The organism is Methanofervidicoccus sp. A16 (genome assembly GCF_003351865.1).
Lineage (GTDB): Archaea > AGJL01 > Methanococci > Methanococcales > Methanococcaceae > Methanofervidicoccus.
Genome location: NZ_CP022242.1, coordinates 218,164 through 235,250, shown reverse-complemented (window position 1 = coordinate 235,250; position 17,087 = coordinate 218,164). Strand labels below are relative to the sequence as shown.

The window sequence follows — 17,087 nt, the reverse complement described above, 5'->3', positions numbered from 1 at the left end:
TTAGAATACCTTGAATTCCTAATTCATTTTCTTAAGAGATTTTTTACTCTCTTTTTATTCCTTAACTTTTTAATTTTTTTGTTATCAATTGTTATTTTTTGATTACGAGTTTAAAAATATGGTGTCAATATGGTAAAGTTAAAAAGTGAGGACATACTCCATCTAAAGAAGATACTTCAGGAAAATAAAAATATACTCTTTCTATGTCATCACAATGCAGATCCAGATGCGATTGGGGCGGCAGTTGCCTTGAAGTATCTTGCAGATGTTTTAAACAGATCAGAGGATAAAAATCTTAAAATATCGGCAGATTCTATAAGTAAGTTGTCAAAGAATGTACTTGAGGAGATTGAGGAGGATGTGGAAGTTGTTCAGTATCCCAAGTTGTTAGATGTAGTATTTTTTGTGGATACCTCCAATTTAAACCAGGTAAAGATAAATACTCAGGATTTGAAAGATTCTATTTTAGTAGTTGTGGATCATCATAAAAGGACAGATCTCTTAGATCTTTGTACTCTCTCTATCGTAGATGAGGGGGCTACCTCCACCTGTGAGATAGTTTCTCAGATATTCAGGGAGATGGGGATATATCCTCCAAAGAAAATTAGGATAGGTTTACTCTCTGGTATCCTCTACGACACTAAACATTTGAAACTTGCAAGGGAGGAAACTTTTCAGATAATAGCCTGGCTTATAAAGGGTATTAATTTCCAGAAGGTGCTCAGTCTTCTAACTCAGGAGATGGATGAGAGTAAGAGGATAGCACATTTAAAGGCCTGTAGTAGGATGGAGTTAAGGGAGGTTGGTGGGTATATTGTGGCACTGTCCTATGTAAGTTCCTATGAGGCATCCTGTGCAAAGACTATTGTATCTATTGGTGCAGATGTGTCCTTTGTGGTGGCGGTAAGAAAGAGGGAGAGGGAGATAAGGGTAAGTGGGAGGTGTAGGAAATCCTTATCTAAAAAAATACATATGGGGGAAATAATGGAAGAAGTGGCCAAGAGGTTAGGGGGAAAAGGAGGTGGGCATAGAGAGGCTGCAGGGTTAAATGCGAAGTACGATAAAAGTAGGAGTAAAGATGAGGTTATAAAGGAGGTTTTAAATCTCTGCTATGAGGTTTTTAAGGAGAAGGTATTAGGTGGATAATTTTATAAAAAAGTAAAAGATATTTGTTCCCTATTCCTTTATAGAGTTATGGAACCTATAGAATTACTATATTTTTCAGATATATTATTTAATGTATCAATAGTTTTATTCGCTGCCTTTCCTGGAGCGTCAGGATTGGAGTTTAAATAGTTAGTGATATAATAATAGACTGCAATAGCGGAGACGATAATTGTTGCAAAAATTAAAATACCTAACTCCATAGATATCTGTCCTCTTTTGGAGAGTATTTTGGACATAGATAACCCAAAAAAATAAGTAATAAATTTAAATTATTTTGTTTATTGTAATTTATTGAAGAGTAATTTGTCTTAATCTACCTGTAGCATTTTCTGCTAACCTTCCTAACTCATTTATTGTCTGAGTAGCATTATCTTCTGCTGCACCTGCACTATCACTAACACTCTTTACATAGTAATACGCAGCAATTGCAGCAACAGCAACAGCGGCAGCAACTAATATACCTAACTCCATGGATATTTGTCCTCTTTTAGATATTAATTTTTCTATTATCATAACTTTTACCTCCTTTTTTCTATTAATGCTATATTCCCAACAACTAGTATAAAAATGTTACCTTCAATAACTATTTTACATAAAATACAATACTTTTCTATAATTTAATATATCTATAATACTTTAGGAAAGGACGATGGGTTCCATTATTACGAGACTAAATATTTTAAATCTAAAAGGTAGAGTTAATAAAACTCTATTTTTCACCTCCCCCAATGGTTTCTAGATATTACTAAAGAATAATAACGACACGACATTAAAACCCCTTTTTTCTTTTATATATTGGATAATCTCTAAGATCTTTATATTTATCTCTAATATCTTAAATTTATATCTGGAAATAATTCTAAACTGAAATAATAGAACGGATCTTTCTTAATTAATTTTTGTATATTTTGTATAAATAATTATTATAAATTAAAAATTTATAATTTATTCAATATTTACTAATACTATTTTAGTTTAATATATTAATCTAATTCTGTTTAATATAATATAACTTAAAAAATGACTATAAATATTTTTGGTGTCTCTTATGAGAACAGAACACTTTATTTTACTAACCCTCCTACTAGTGGGATTTATAACGATGCCCGTTATAACATCAACTATTAAAACTACTCAACCTTACAGTGTATTTAATAGAGAGGAAAATGGATGTTATAAATTCTTTAAGTTGATGTACAGTATAAATCATAATACAAAACCTTTAATATATCCCTATAGTAGAGAAGATCTAAAGGAAAACTCTGTCCTGTTTATTATATCTCCAGATGTGGGATTTACAAAGGATGAGGTTGAAGATCTAAAAGACTACGTGTCTTCAGGGAATATATTAATTGTTGCAGATAACTTTAGGAGAGGTAACGATATTTTAAAACACTTAAATATATCATACAGATTTTCTAAAAATCCATTATACGATATAACAAAACCTATTGGACTCTACAGTAATGGATATATTCTACTAGAAAATTCGTCTGCAATTTTAGGCGAGGATAAAGGCACTGTTATAATGTACTCCAGTAAATCGAGTAGAATTGGCGAATATCCTGAGCCAGCAAAGGAGTCATCCTATCCAATTATAATAGAAAAAAATCACGGCAAAGGCAAAATAGTATTAATATCTGATCCAACAATATTTAAAAATGAATTATTCAGTTATAATAGAGAGTTTTTAAAAAGTTATTTCAACTACTCAGAAAAAAATGCTATATACTTTGATGAATATCACCACTCCGATGTAAATCCCCAAAACATCGTTACGATAGTTATTAGAAGTAACAATATTTCCCACGAATTTTTGAGTTATCTATTTACAGTAGTTTTGATAATTACAGTACTATCTAGGGAGATACTTAAACTACTTAGATTTTTGTTGAGAAAACTTGTAGACACTCTTTTAGGAAATACCTTTAAATATGAAAATGAGTTATCTATCCAAAAGGTTCTAGAGGATGTTAGTAAAAAGTATCACTTAGATAAATCTACCCTCTATAAGATTGTAAACAAAATATTGATGTAAGGGTTTATTATGATTTTTGAAAAATTAAGAGAAGAAATCGGAAAAAAAATAATAGGACTAAATGAGATAATCAGAGATCTTTTTCTATCTTTTATATGTGAGGGGCATATTTTACTAGAAGGAGTTCCAGGTCTCGCCAAAACAACTTTAGCCAAGACATTCTCTCAGTGTATAGGATTGAGTTTCTCAAGGATACAGGGTACTCCAGATCTTATTCCCTCTGATATAACAGGTGGTGAAATATACGATATAAACTTAGGAAAGTTTAAATATATCCCAGGACCTGTATTTTCCAATATCCTATTAGTAGACGAAATAAACAGGATGTCTCCAAAGACCCAGGCTGCACTGTTGGAAGCCATGGAAGAGAACAGTGTATCAGTTGGTGGAAAAACATATCTTCTACCTAAACCCTTTATGGTTATTGCAACCCAAAATCCTATTGAATTCGAAGGTGTAAATCCACTACCTACAGCACAATTGGATAGATTTATGATAAAATCTAATATTAAGTATTTAAGTGAGGAAGACGAACTAAAGGTATTGATTTTAAAAACTGGTAATAGTGAGGATGGGAATATAAATACTATCGTAGATAAAAACACCCTCCAGAAAATTTTTAAAGAAGTGAATAATATTCATACTTCTAGACCTATATTAAAGTATATAAGAGATATCATAGTACATACTAGAAGAGACAGAAGGATAGTATTAGGTGCAAGTACAAGGGCAGGAGTACAACTACTTAAAATAGCTAAGGGTAGTGCCTACCTTGAAGGTAGAAAATATGTAATTCCTGACGATGTTAAAAACAACGTACTTAAAGTTTTGAGTCATAGGATTGTATTAGATTATGAGATAGAAGAATCTGCAGAGGATGTTCTAAGAGACATACTAGATAAAGTAGAGGTTCCAAAGGGAGACTTTAGATACGATTGATTTTTCAGAGGAGATGGATTTCTATGGATACAACAAGATACTCCCATATACTTCTACGGTTTGGGATAATTTGCTGTGCCTGTGGATATCTGTTGAACAATCTCTATGGAACATTTCTCGGTATCTCTATTTTTTTATATCTTTACCTTATAGAGAGTATCTCCAATTTAAAGATACGTACTGAGTTAGAGGGAACTACTTTAAAGGAGCGCCAATGCTCAAAGATAATAGTTAAAGTTCATGGGGAGAATACGGTACCATCCCTCAATTTTTCCTCACCTCATGGAGTACTCTCTTATATAGTATCAACAAAAGGAAACCTTTTGGAGTATCTGATAAATGTAATACCATTCAAAAAGGGAGAATTTATATTAAATATAGAGGGTAAATTGTATGACTTAAGGGAATTGTTTAGTACAGACTACAGTGAATTCTTTAAACTACAGGTAGAGCCCTCTATTGAAGGTTTAAAATATTATATAGAGAAAGAGAATCAGATGACTCTTCTATCTAAAGGTGCTCTTGATCCTGAGATCTGTGAGTTAAAACTTTATGAAATAGGAGACGATCCTAAGAGGATAGATTGGAAGAGATCTTTTAAAGTAAGTAGATTAATTGTTAAAAAACTTACACATCTAGAGGATAGAAGTATCTATCTCCTGCTGGATGTAGGAAGTAGTATGAGAAGATTTACAAAGAGAAATAGGAATAAGTTGGACTACGCTATATCACTGTTGTTGAGTATTGTAGAAGGTAGTAAAGAGGATTTAAATATTATTATCTACGATGATTATAGAATCTTAAAGGTACATCCAGTTAAAAAAGTTGAAGGATATTTTAAAAGAAAGATACTTCAAGAGAAGATTTTAGAATACCTACAGGATATTAAACTAGTTCCACTGGAAAAGTATATTCCAAACGTTAGAGGTATCTACGAAAAAAATTACAGTAGAGAGGATAACTATATAATACATTCTTATCTCTCAAAAAGAGGTAGAGGGAGTTTTGGTATTATCCAATGTACAAAACTTCTGACGAAGATGAAAACTGGAACTGTAATAATAATTACAGATTTAGAATCAAATATAGTGCCTCTTTTTAAAAGTGTAAATATTCTAATCAGAAAGGGATTTAAAATAGTAATCTATGCACTCTATACACCTTCTTTTAACTTAGATGAAAGGGATCTATTAGAGGGGGAACTATTGGTAAAACTTTACAAACACTACGAAAATAGAAAGAAAATTATAAAGGATCTGAAAAGAAGAGGAGTTGCTGTGGTAGATATATCCTATAAAGATGGAATTAAAGGAGTAATGGACAAACTAAAGAAATTAAAATAAAGTAGTTATATATTATAAAATTTTTATTATTTTATGACATATAATTTAATATGGTTGTTAATTATGTACAGGCTACTATTACTCTTGGAGGGCATACTATTTGTCAACGTTCCATATAAAGATTACATACTTATAGGTTTATTAATATCATTTATAATGGTTTATATTAAAAAGTTTTGGGGATTTACAGTATATTTAATAACTCTCCTCTGGCTGTCCAACTTATTAACAGTTGAAAATATGTTCTCACTAAAAATGATATATGCAACTATATATCTTCTCTTTCCTGCTATTCTCTACTTAGATGCACTGTTAAAAAAAGACTTCAACTTCGATGTTAAACTACTTGGAATATTTTCAATTCCTTTATTATTATATCCTCTGCTTGATATACTTTCCATAGATAAGGATGTCCCTTTAACCTTAACCTATGTATTACTTCTGATTTACGGGGTTTATCTGAACTTCAAAAGTGATGTACCTAAAATAAATAACCTAATAAAAATTTTTGCAGGTGTTTCAATTCCATTATTTACATTGTATCTTTTCTATATGAGTTTTCCAGATGTTCTTTCTTATCCAAGATCCCAGATTTCCGTCCTCTTAGGTCTTGTAGGACTCTATTTACTAATCTATAAAATTAGAAGTATCAACGACTAAGTATCTCTAAAACCTTTTGAAATACTATCACAGTAAATATACCAATACCCAAGTATAGAATTATATCCAAGTTGTTCTGGATCTTTTTATTGTAATATGGACCTAAGAGGGAGTACAACAGTAAGAAGGTAATAAGAAGTAGAATTAAAAATAGTTTAACGTCATTAGTTAGGGTAGAAAGAAACACTACAGAAGAGGTCAATATTAACAAAAACATTAATTTATACTTCATAGATTTCACCAACTCTACTCTATTACATCTTTTACAACCCTTAATTTGATTAATACTTTTCTGTTCTCCTCTTTTATACTCTCTATTTCTAATATCTTATTTAAAAACTCTGCAACAGTTAATATTATGGCACCACATATAGGACATGGACACTTTCTACATAGATTATCTCTCTGAAGTTTTTTACATAGGGAGTTATCCTCTATTCTGTAGGATAAAACTACACTATCTTTCTTTATATCTATTTTAACATCACCACCGACCTGAAGAAGTGTTAAAAGATATTCTAAATCATCTAAAAGATTGTTTACATCTTTATTTTCCAGGGAGTATTCTTCTCTATATTCTTTCAACAACTTTCTTAACCCTTTACCTAAGGGAGAGAAGAGAAGACCCATCTCGTCTTTATTGTCTGAATTTACAAAAAGAGTATTGGCATCCAATATACTAAGATTTACTTTAAAATTCTCATAAAGAGGTAAATAAATACAACCTTCCTTTAAATTTTCCCTTGGGGGTATAACCACACCACTTGTTTTTATATCCAATCCTTTAATTAACCTTTTAATTAGATCTATGTAGTCGTTGAATATATTGGAAGTTATATCGTATTTTACATACCTATCATAGGTAAAGATTAGTATAATCCATCCAACAACTATTAACCCTATTCCCAAGTTTATAAAGTGTACAATATCTTTTAAATATCCGTTAACTAGAAGTATTGTTCCGAAAACTATTAAAAAAACACCTGTTATCCTCTTTATATTGAAAATATCTGGACAGATAACCCTTATTTTTTCTCTCAACAGGTTTTTGATGTTAATGTGATCACTGTGATTGTTATTCTTCTTATTCATAGATATCCTCCAAAAGAGGTTGATGATATGATGATATATTTATGTCCATACGGGTTTTATAGAAGACTATTGATAAAATTTCTGATAATCAGATCCATTTTATTTATGTATAAATATGGTAGTAAAACAGATAAACATTTGAAAGGAGAGTAGGTTGGACCCTATCCACCAGGACTACTATATACAATGAACTTTTTCAAAGGCTAACCTACGCTAAAAATTATTTATTATATTATTATGTAAGAAATTATTTTATAATAAAAGATTTTACTCTCCTTTTCCAGTACTAAGTAATTCTTGAAATAAAGGGTGTTGGATATGGAATTATCTTTTTATATTAAATCTTCAGGAGGTTCATAAACATTTATCCATAGATGAAGACTTCTATACACTTTGGTACTATTGTTAACTGTCAAAAGAAATACAATCCTATGTTTTCCAGGAATATTCACTGTGAAGTTCAAAGGGATAAATACCGTCTCGTTATGTTTCAAAAATATCTCTCTTGTAAGTGCAGTATTGTAACTTAATGTACCGTTCCACCTATCCTCTGGAGTTATGTTTATGGTATAGTTATAGTCGTAGGTTCTGTTTGAGAGAAATACCCATATCTTATATTTCATAGGTCTGTACTCGTAGTTCCTAACTCCAATTATAACAACGTAGGATTTATTTATATAGATCTCTGTTGGATAGTCGTATGCTTTATACTCACTGTTTAGTATATAGAACTCCGTAAATCTCGCTCCAACCTTTGGTGCATAGATCAGATAAATCGTCAAAAAAATAGAGAGTATAAGTAATACTCCCAAAAAAATGGTTAACATACGTTCCAAGGATCTCTTATTGATCATCTATTCACCTACTTTCTTCCCCAATCGTCCTCTATTCTAACGATGTCATCCTCTCCTAGGTATTCACCTATCTGAACCTCGATAATCTCTAAAGGTATCAAACCAGGATTCTCCAACCTATGTTTTAACCCACTTTTAACAAAGGTACTTTCTCCATTTCTAAGATAGTACTCCTTACCTTCCACTACAACCTTCGCCATTCCCCTAACTACGATCCAGTGCTCACTTCTATGATGATGAAGTTGATAACTTAACTTCTTCCCAGGAAGCACCTTTATCTTCTTTATCTTGTAGAACATTCCCTCCTCTAACACTGTATAGGACCCCCAAGGTCTATATACTGTTTTGTGATATAGTACCCTCTCGTCATTTTTCTCCTTTAATTTCTTGAATACTTCCTTTATCTTCTGAGAACTCTCTTTCTTACATATCATCAGAGCATCTCTGGTGTCCATTACTATAAGGTTGTCCACGTCTATCAGAGAGACTAATTTATCACTTTCAGTTTTCACAAGGTTGTTTTTTGAGTTGAATACCATACCCTCACTGAGTATGATGTTTCCATTTTTATCTCCTTCAAACTCATCGAAGAAGGCATCGAAACTACCCAAGTCGTTCCACCTTATATTTAAAGGGATAACTCCTACTCTATCTGACTTCTCCATAATACCGTAATCTATAGATATATCTGGAACCTTGGAATACACCTCTCTAATATTTTCTAATCTAAATGCCTCATAGACTTGTGGACAGTGTTTCTTTAACTCCTCTTCAAATATATCCGTATTGAAGAGAAACATCCCACTGTTCCAGAAATATCCACTCTCTATATACTTTTTTGCAGTCTCTAAATCAGGCTTCTCTTTAAACTCCTCTACAAGATATCCAACATCCTCCAGTTTTTCTTTCGAGGGTTTTATATAACCATATCCAGTATGGGGCTTTGTAGGAGTTACGCCGAAGGTTATAAGGTGAGTCTCTGCTATCTCCAATCCTTTTTTTATAGTGTCTATAAATTTTCCTTCATCCTCTTTTTTTATCAGGTGATCAGATGGAAATACCCCAACTATATAGTCACTTTTATCTTTCTCCCTTATACTTTTCACCCCGTAGTATATAGCAGGAAGGGTGTTTTTACCCTCAGGTTCAACTAGGATATTCTCTTCCCTGAAATCTTCATATCCAAGTTCTTCGATCTGTCCCATAACATGAAACTTGTGCAATTCGTTGGTAACTATGTAGATATCCTCTGGATCCTTACAGAGTTTTAAACATCTCTCAAATGTCATCTGGAAGAGGGACCTGTCAAAGGTGTCGAACTTTATAAACTGCTTTGGGAAATGCTCTCTACTTAGGGGCCATAATCTACTCCCAACCCCTCCTGCTAATATTATAGACTTCATAGTTTCACTTTTGAAAATTTTTGGAAATTATTAGTAACAATTATATATAATCCTTATTATTATAATTTATATCGGTGATAAAATGAAAGGCATCGTTCTTGCAGGAGGTTCTGGAACAAGACTATACCCTATAACCTACGCAGGGAATAAACATCTCCTACCTATATACAACAAACCTATGATATACTACTCCCTCTCTATACTGATGTTAGCCAAGATAAGGGATATTCTTTTGATATCTACTCCCGAGGATCTACCAAGGTTTAAGAAACTTCTAAGAGACGGTAGTCATATAGGTATTAATATAGAGTACAGGGAACAGGAGAAACCGAGGGGACTTGCCGAGGCTTTTATCATAGGTGAGGACTTCATAGGTGAGGACAGTGTATGTTTAGTACTGGGAGATAATATACTCTACGGTAGTGGTTTGACAGAGTTTCTCCTTAGGGCTAAGGAGGAGGTAATTAAGGAAGGAGGGGCTATGGTATTTGGACAGTACGTGAAGGATCCTGAAAGGTATGGTGTAGTTGAATTCGATAAAGATGGCAATGTAAAGAGGATAGTGGAAAAACCGAAAAATCCACCATCTAACTACGCTGTAATAGGGCTCTACTTCTACGACAACGATGTAGTGGAGATCGCCAAGAATGTAAAACCATCTTGGAGGGGGGAGTTGGAGATTACAGATGTAAATAACGAGTATTTAAGGAGAGGGAAATTGAAGGTAAAACTACTACCTAGGGGTACTGCATGGTTTGACGCAGGTACCCATGAGAGTCTCTTGGAAACCAGTAACTTCATCGAGGCTATTGAGAACAGGATGGGACTGATGGTAGGATGTATCGAGGAGATCGCCTATAGGAATGGGTGGATAAGTAAGGAGGATCTGTTGAAGTTGGCTGAGCCTTTGATGAAGACGGATTATGGTAGATATCTGAAGAGGATAGGTGAGGAGTTTTAAATAATTAATAATGAATATTATAAAAATTATTAAAATTATCAGTGTGATTATTTAGGTGAAAAATATGAAAGTTTTAGTTACAGGTGGTGGAGGATACATTGGCTCTGTTTTAGTACAGATGTTACTTGAAAGAGGATATAAAGTAAAGTGTCTCGATAGATTCTTCTTTGGTGTAGAGACATTATCAGATGTTGCTGGAGATCCAAATCTTGAGATAGTAAAAGACGATATAAGATGGTTCGATCCTACTCTACTAAGGGATGTTGATGCTGTAATGGATTTAGCGGCACTCTCAAATGATCCCAGTGGTGAGTTGGATCCTACAAAGACTATGGAGATCAACTACAAGGGTAGGGTAAGGGTTGCTAAGTTATCAAAGAAATATGGAGTTGAGAGGTATATACTGGCATCCTCCTGTAGTGTCTACGGTTTTCAGGATGAGGTGGTAGATGAGAACTCTCCAACGAACCCATTAACTACATATGCAAAGGCTAATGCATTGGCAGAAAGGGAAACATTACTCCTTGCTGATGATAATTTCTCTGTGACTGTTCTAAGACAGGCTACTGTTTATGGGTTGTCTCCAAGAATGAGATTTGATTTGGCTATAAATGGGATGGTTTTAGGGTTCTATAAGCATGGGAAGATACCTATAATGAGGGATGGAACCCAGTGGAGGCCTTTTGTACATATAAGAGATACAGCAAGGGCGTTTATAACAGTTTTAGAAAGTGAAAGGGATCTGATCAAGGGAGAGATCTTCAATGTGGGAAGTAACGAGCAGAACTATCAGATAAAACCATTGGCTGAACTTATTGCAGATGCTATTGGACTTCCATTTAACTTCGAGTGGTATGGTTCTCCAGATAAGAGATCTTACAGGGTAGATTTCAGTAAAATTAGGGATGTGTTAGGTTTTAAACCTAAGTATACACCAAAGGAGGGTGCAAAAGAGATATACGACGCTTTAGTTGAAGGGAAGGTAGAGGATAATATAAAGACTAGGACTGTTGAATGGTATAAATTCTTACTTACTGCTCAGAAGATAATAAAAGAAGTTGAATTGAGAGGAGTCATCCTTTAGAGGTGATAGTATGCCCTTTGAATTTAAGAAGATGAAAATACCTGATGTAATACTTATAAAGCCGAAGGTATTTGGAGATGAGAGAGGATTCTTCATGGAAACCTACAAGAAGTCAGATTTTGAGAGGGCTGGGATAAAAGGAGAGTTCCTTCAAGATAATCACTTAATGTCAAGATATGGAGCCTTAAGAGGTTTACACTTCCAGAGGGAACCTTATACTCAGGCGAAAATAGTTAGATGTATCAGAGGAGTTATCTACGACGTAGCAGTAGATCTAAGGAAAAATTCACCTACCTTTGGTAAATGCGTAGGAGTTATACTTTCGGAGTATAATAAATATATGTTATACATTCCAAGAGGTTTTGCCCACGGTTTACTTGCACTTAGTAAAGAGGCTGAAGTAGTCTATAAAGTAGATAACGAGTACGCCCCTCACTCCGAGGGGGGCTTGATATGGAACGATCCAGATGTAAATATTCCCTGGCCAATTGAGGATCCTGTACTCTCAGAGAAAGATCAGAAATGGCCAACACTTAAGGAGTTGATTGAGAGGGACGATTTATTCTAAGGTGACATTATGAAAGTAGCTGTAATAGGAGCCACTGGACAACTTGGTTCAGATCTAGTTAAAGTTTTTGAAGATGTAATTCCCTTAACACATAGGGATATAGAAGTTACAGATCTTTCAAGTTGTGAGATCTTGAAAGAGTTAAAACCTGATGTTGTGATAAACACTGCTGCCTATCTCAAAGCAGACAACTGTGAAGAGTATCCAGAAAAATCTTTTCTTGTGAATTCTGTTGGTGCCAGGAATATAGCACTTATCTGTAAAGAGATAGGTGCAATTGATGTATATATAAGTACAGATTTTGTTTTTGATGGATTTAAAGAAGAACCTTACACCGAGGAGGATGTACCTGATCCAGTCAATGTATATGGGGTAAGTAAGTACGCCGGTGAGATTTTAACAAGAACTATCTGTGATAGATATTTCATAGTGAGAGTTGCAAGTTTGTTTGGAGTTGCAGGAGAGCGTGGAAAGGGTGGGAATTTTGTTGAAACCATGATCAAGAAGGGTAAAAGTGGCGATGAATTATATGTAGTGGATGATATAACCATGTCTCCAACCTATACAAAGGACGCTGCCGTCGCCATTGAAAAGATCCTCTCCTACAAACTACCTTACGGTATCTACCATGTTACAAATGAGGGGTGTTGTACATGGTATGAATTTGCAAAGGCGATTTTTGAGATCACAGGTATAGATGCAAAGTTGAATCCAACAACATCGGATAAATATCCAACAAAGGCTAAGAGACCTAAAAACTCCGTCTTAAGTATTGAGAAGATAAGATCCTATGGAATAGATATGAGGCATTGGAGGGATGCTCTCAGGGATTATCTGAGGGAAAAGGGATACCTATGAACCCCTACAGCATACTTGCAATGAGAAAGGCTTTTGAGTTGGTTAAGAAGAGGCAGAAGGAGAACATACACAAAATTCCAGATCTACAGGAGAGGTTGATGAGGTTGAGAAAGGTTAGGGAGGAGAGTGTTGGAAATTCCCAGTTGATGGAAAAAACTGTTGAGAATTTAGAAGACAGCGGATTTAATGTGGTATTTGCCAAGGAGGAAGAAGACGCTATGGAGGTTATCCTAAAAGAGGTTGAAGGTGAGGATATAGTAGTGAAATCTAAATCCAACGTCTCTAAGGAGATAAAATTAACTGAGAGGTTGGAATCTCTTGGTATCAATGTTGTAGAGACAGATATAGGTGATAGACTTATCCAACTTTTAAAGGAAGAGCCGTCACATCCAACTGCTCCAGCCGCCCATCTTTCCTTAGAACAGATAATTAGAGAACTTAAAGAGAGGTTTAATGTAGAACTTAGTAGTGCCGATGACGTTGTAAGGTTTTTATTGAAGGATATAAAAAAGAGTATTGAGTTGGCAAATGTTGGTATAACAGGTGCAAATGCTATATCCTCTGAAGGTTCAGTTTTAATCTTACACAACGAAGGGAATATCTTTGAGATCTTAAGGAGACAGAAGAAGTGGATAATACTGTCTGGGATCGATAAACTCTATCCAACCTTAGATGATGCCCTAAATGCTATAAGGATTCAGACGTTCTTCGCAACTGGACAGGTGGTGCCGTCGTTTATAGAGATAGTAAGTGGTATTAGTAAGACTGTCGATATAGAGAAGAAGTTGTTTAAGGGAGTACATAATCCAAAGGAAATAACTTTAATATTACTAGATAATAAGAGGAGTTATCTTATGAATAACGGATTTAGAGAAATGTTTTACTGTATAAGTTGTGGGAACTGTGTTATTCACTGTCCAGCACATAACACCTTTGGTGAAGAGTATAAAGGTGGTAGGCTGGCTCTGTTTTCAGCATTATACGGGAGTAAGTCCAATTTGAAGTTATGTTTAAGTTGTAGGAGGTGTAAAGAGAACTGTCCTTTAGGTTTAGATATAGCTGGTATGGTTAGTAGGGTGAGAGAGGGTAGCGAGATATCCAATTTAGTCTATTCTCATTTAAAATGGTTAGTTAGGAATATATATTTGGAAACACTTACATTATATCTCTCTTAAAAACAATAAATAATTAAATTTTATTTTTTTTATTAAGACTTATTTATAATATCTAAAAAGGGATATACTCCTAAGAATTGAAAAAATAATAAATTCTGATAATAAAATTTAATATTGTTAGGTATTATAATAATCTAAATTATGTATAAATTTTTAAATCTGTTTTTACCAGTGATATTTATGAGTGTTACTAAGAGAATATTAAAAAACACAGGTATTTTATTCGTTGCAAATATTCTCTCAAAATTCTTCGGATTTTTATATTTTATGTGTATGGCTAGATATCTTGGAGCCGAGGGCTACGGTATTATATCCTTTGCATTGGCATTTACTGGAATGTTCAGTATACTTACAGATATGGGTTTACAACTTTTAATAGTTAGAGAGGTTGCAAGATATAAGGAAATTGCATCTAAATACTTAGGAAATGTTGTTGTTATAAAGTTTATCTTAGGAATAATAACTTTTTTACTAATTTTTCTTTCAATAAATTTAATGGGATATCCCTCTGAGACAAAATATGTAGTATATATAATATCTTTGTATGTAATAATTAACTCCTTTAATTTAGCATTTTATTCCATCTATCAGGCCTATGAAAAGATGGAATACGTTGGAATAGGAAATATAATAAACAGTTTATTACTATTTATAGGTGTTTTGATAGGGATATATCTTAATTTTAATGTATTGGGATTAGCCTTTATATATTTAACTGTATCAGGGATCATATTGTTATACAACATCACCATTACTATGTTTAAGTTTTTAAAGGTAAAATTAGAGATAGATTTAAATTTCTGGAGAGAAATTTTAAAAAAGGCTCTACCCTTTGCATTAAGTAGCATATTTGTTGCTATATACTTCTGGGCAGATTCTGTTATGCTATCTTATATGATAGGAGATAGGGCTGTTGGAATATACAATGCGGCGTATAGACTTGTATACGTTCTCCTGTTTATTCCTACGATATATTTTACATCTATATATCCAGTTCTATCAAAAATGTATCTTGAATCTAAAAATAAAATATCTTTTATGTACCATAGATCCTTAAAATACATTTCAATAGTTGGATTATTTATAGGTATAATTACAACATTATTTGCGGAACAGATAATAGTCTTTATTTATGGATACGAGTATTTTGAATCTGTGATAGTTTTGAAGATATTAATTTGGGCAGTAGTATTTTCTTTCATGGCTCATGCTACTGTGTATACATTGAATTCTATCAATAAACCTCAAATATATACTAAAATTACTGGATTTTGCGCTGTATTAAATATATTACTAAATATATATGCAATTCAGAAATTGGGGTACATTGGTGCTAGTATTACAACTGTATTTACAGAATTTTTAGGATTTTTGGCTATGTTTCTCTATTTAAAATATTACTTTAATGAAAATATAATATCGTATCTATGGATAATTAAACTATTCTTTGGATTAGGACTTATAGCTACTTTTTATTTGTATACACTAAATTATATAAATAAAAATATTGTACTACACTCAATAATAACCCTGATTTTTTTTATTACGATTATAACGTTAATATTTATTATAATATTTGATGAAATAGATTATAAACTATTTAAAAAAATTCTAAAAAGGAGGAAAAATTATGGATCATCCTAGGGTTTCTATAATTATACTAAACTGGAACGGCTGGAAGGATACAATCGAGTGCTTAGAATCCCTCTACAGGATAAACTACAACAACTACGATGTTATAGTTGTAGATAACAACTCACAAGATGAATCTATTGAAAAAATAAAGGAATACTGTGATGGTAAGATAGAGGTAAATTCTAAATTTTTTAAGTACTCAGGGGAGAATAAACCTATTAAAGTATTTGAAGTTGAAGAGGAGGATGTAGAAAAAGGGTACTTTAAAAATAAAGAGGAATATGAGGAATTACCTCCAAATAGGAGATTGATATTAATAAAAAATAAAGACAACTACGGTTTTGCAGGGGGAAATAACATAGGTATTAGATTCGTCTCGAACGTTCTTGAACCTAAATACATCTGTCTGTTAAACAATGATACTGTTGTTGATAGGAATTATTTAGTAGAACTTGTTAAAGTTGCTGAAAGTGATGAAAAAATTGGAATAGTTGGAAGTAAGATATACTATTACGATTACAATGGAAGGGATGATGTTATCTGGGCTTTAGGTGGTGGTGGGATTGATATAAAGTTGGGAAGAACTTGGCACTATATAGAGGATAGAGAAGATCATGTAATTGAATGTGAATATATCACTGGATGCTCCATGTTGATTAGAAAAGAGATATTATATAGATTAAAAGGATTTAATGAGAGATATTTTTATTGTTATGAAGATACAGATCTCTCTGTGAAATGTAGAAAGTTAGGGTATAAATTATTATGTGCTACAAAGTCCGTTTTATGGCATAAAGTTTCTGCAAGTGCTGGGGGGAAGGATTCTCCTGTTTCTGTTTATTATGGTATTAGAAGTAGAATCTATTTTGTTAAAAAACATAATAGTTTTTTTAATTATTTATTATTTTTAATATGGGTTCTGAGTCGCGGACATATAGGAGGGATTTATTATTGTGTTTTTTTAAAAAAGAAGATTTATCTGTTGAAGTACTTTTATATGGGTATATGGGATGGTATTATGGGGAGGTATTATAAGAGAGATTTATAATATAAAAAATATAATATAAAAAACGAACAAAATATTATTGGCATATTATTATTTATTATTTACCCTAGTTCTCATTACCATTAGCTGATAAGTATTAAACGTCAATAGACTAAGGATAATTTTAACAAATAGGCCTTTTCTACTTACGGCCCGTATATATCTCAATCCGAAGTTGTCTACAACTGAGAAAAGTGTTATTTTTTTTCTCAGTTTAGAAAGGGATCTGCAATACTCCCGTTCCTTATCACTCTTTATCATGTTT

The 17,087-nt window shown here is 32.9% G+C and carries 18 protein-coding genes; 12 read left to right on the top strand and 6 right to left on the bottom strand.

Going from position 1 to position 17,087, the window contains the following annotated elements; all coding sequences use genetic code 11:
* The first annotated feature begins 129 nt into the window (after positions 1-129).
* The gene (locus CFE53_RS01065; RefSeq protein ID WP_148120047.1) at positions 130-1,146 is read left to right on the top strand and encodes a bifunctional oligoribonuclease/PAP phosphatase NrnA; all 1,017 of its coding nucleotides are present in this window, start codon (positions 130-132) and stop codon (positions 1,144-1,146) included.
* Between the two features lie 38 nt (positions 1,147-1,184).
* On the opposite strand, the gene CFE53_RS01060 is transcribed toward CFE53_RS01065, so the two are convergent.
* The gene (locus CFE53_RS01060) at positions 1,185-1,403 is read right to left on the bottom strand and encodes a class III signal peptide-containing protein (RefSeq protein ID WP_148120046.1); all 219 of its coding nucleotides are present in this window, start codon (positions 1,401-1,403) and stop codon (positions 1,185-1,187) included.
* Positions 1,404-1,455: 52 nt separating this feature from the next.
* Positions 1,456-1,680 carry a class III signal peptide-containing protein gene (locus tag CFE53_RS01055; protein ID WP_148120045.1) on the bottom strand — a complete coding sequence of 75 codons (225 nt, stop codon included), beginning with the start codon at positions 1,678-1,680 and terminating at the stop codon, positions 1,456-1,458.
* 535 nt (positions 1,681-2,215) lie between these two features.
* Here CFE53_RS01055 and CFE53_RS01050 point away from each other — a divergent pair.
* From CFE53_RS01050 to CFE53_RS01035, 4 genes are all read left to right on the top strand, one after another.
* On the top strand, positions 2,216-3,205 hold the full coding sequence (locus tag CFE53_RS01050; protein ID WP_148120044.1) for a DUF4350 domain-containing protein: 990 nt from the start codon (positions 2,216-2,218) through the stop codon (positions 3,203-3,205).
* 9 nt (positions 3,206-3,214) lie between these two features.
* Positions 3,215-4,144 (top strand): MoxR family ATPase, encoded by a 930-nt coding sequence (locus CFE53_RS01045; protein WP_148120043.1) that lies wholly within the window; start codon positions 3,215-3,217, stop codon positions 4,142-4,144.
* A 23-nt stretch (positions 4,145-4,167) separates the two neighbouring features.
* Complete coding sequence (locus tag CFE53_RS01040; protein WP_148120042.1) at positions 4,168-5,487, top strand: DUF58 domain-containing protein; 1,320 nt, start codon at positions 4,168-4,170, stop codon at positions 5,485-5,487.
* Between the two features lie 63 nt (positions 5,488-5,550).
* On the top strand, positions 5,551-6,147 hold the full coding sequence (locus tag CFE53_RS01035) for a hypothetical protein (RefSeq protein ID WP_148120041.1): 597 nt from the start codon (positions 5,551-5,553) through the stop codon (positions 6,145-6,147).
* Here the strand turns inward: CFE53_RS01035 and CFE53_RS01030 are convergent.
* The 4 genes from CFE53_RS01030 to CFE53_RS01015 form a co-directional block, all read right to left on the bottom strand.
* The gene (locus CFE53_RS01030; protein ID WP_148120040.1) at positions 6,137-6,379 is read right to left on the bottom strand and encodes a hypothetical protein; all 243 of its coding nucleotides are present in this window, start codon (positions 6,377-6,379) and stop codon (positions 6,137-6,139) included. The two genes, CFE53_RS01035 and CFE53_RS01030, sit on opposite strands and share 11 nt — an antisense overlap.
* Before the next feature lie 14 nt (positions 6,380-6,393).
* Positions 6,394-7,239 (bottom strand): hypothetical protein, encoded by an 846-nt coding sequence (locus CFE53_RS01025; protein ID WP_253254754.1) that lies wholly within the window; start codon positions 7,237-7,239, stop codon positions 6,394-6,396.
* Positions 7,240-7,571: 332 nt separating this feature from the next.
* Positions 7,572-8,093, bottom strand: coding sequence for a DUF1616 domain-containing protein (locus tag CFE53_RS01020; RefSeq protein WP_148120039.1), 522 nt, complete (start codon positions 8,091-8,093; stop codon positions 7,572-7,574).
* An 8-nt stretch (positions 8,094-8,101) separates the two neighbouring features.
* A complete protein-coding gene (locus CFE53_RS01015; RefSeq protein WP_148120038.1) occupies positions 8,102-9,496 on the bottom strand; it encodes a mannose-1-phosphate guanylyltransferase/mannose-6-phosphate isomerase in 1,395 nt (464 codons plus the stop codon).
* 82 nt (positions 9,497-9,578) lie between these two features.
* On the opposite strand from CFE53_RS01015, the gene rfbA reads away from it, so the two are divergent.
* The 7 genes from rfbA to CFE53_RS00980 all read left to right on the top strand — a co-directional run bounded on the left by rfbA (position 9,579) and on the right by CFE53_RS00980 (position 16,825).
* Positions 9,579-10,457, top strand: a complete 879-nt coding sequence (gene rfbA, locus CFE53_RS01010; RefSeq protein ID WP_148120037.1) for a glucose-1-phosphate thymidylyltransferase RfbA — start codon at positions 9,579-9,581, stop codon at positions 10,455-10,457.
* A 64-nt stretch (positions 10,458-10,521) separates the two neighbouring features.
* A complete protein-coding gene (locus tag CFE53_RS01005) occupies positions 10,522-11,541 on the top strand; it encodes an NAD(P)-dependent oxidoreductase (protein ID WP_148120036.1) in 1,020 nt (339 codons plus the stop codon).
* A 10-nt stretch (positions 11,542-11,551) separates the two neighbouring features.
* Positions 11,552-12,109, top strand: a complete 558-nt coding sequence (gene rfbC, locus CFE53_RS01000; protein WP_148120035.1) for a dTDP-4-dehydrorhamnose 3,5-epimerase — start codon at positions 11,552-11,554, stop codon at positions 12,107-12,109.
* 9 nt (positions 12,110-12,118) lie between these two features.
* Positions 12,119-12,967, top strand: a complete 849-nt coding sequence (gene rfbD / locus CFE53_RS00995) for a dTDP-4-dehydrorhamnose reductase (protein WP_148120034.1) — start codon at positions 12,119-12,121, stop codon at positions 12,965-12,967.
* A complete protein-coding gene (locus tag CFE53_RS00990; RefSeq protein ID WP_148120033.1) occupies positions 12,964-14,142 on the top strand; it encodes an LUD domain-containing protein in 1,179 nt (392 codons plus the stop codon). Before rfbD ends, CFE53_RS00990 begins: the two co-directional genes overlap by 4 nt.
* Positions 14,143-14,322: 180 nt before the next feature.
* Complete coding sequence (locus CFE53_RS00985; protein WP_148120032.1) at positions 14,323-15,786, top strand: flippase; 1,464 nt, start codon at positions 14,323-14,325, stop codon at positions 15,784-15,786.
* Positions 15,773-16,825, top strand: coding sequence for a glycosyltransferase family 2 protein (locus CFE53_RS00980; protein ID WP_148120031.1), 1,053 nt, complete (start codon positions 15,773-15,775; stop codon positions 16,823-16,825). The genes CFE53_RS00985 and CFE53_RS00980 overlap by 14 nt, the downstream gene beginning before the upstream one ends.
* Positions 16,826-17,087 lie beyond the last annotated feature (262 nt).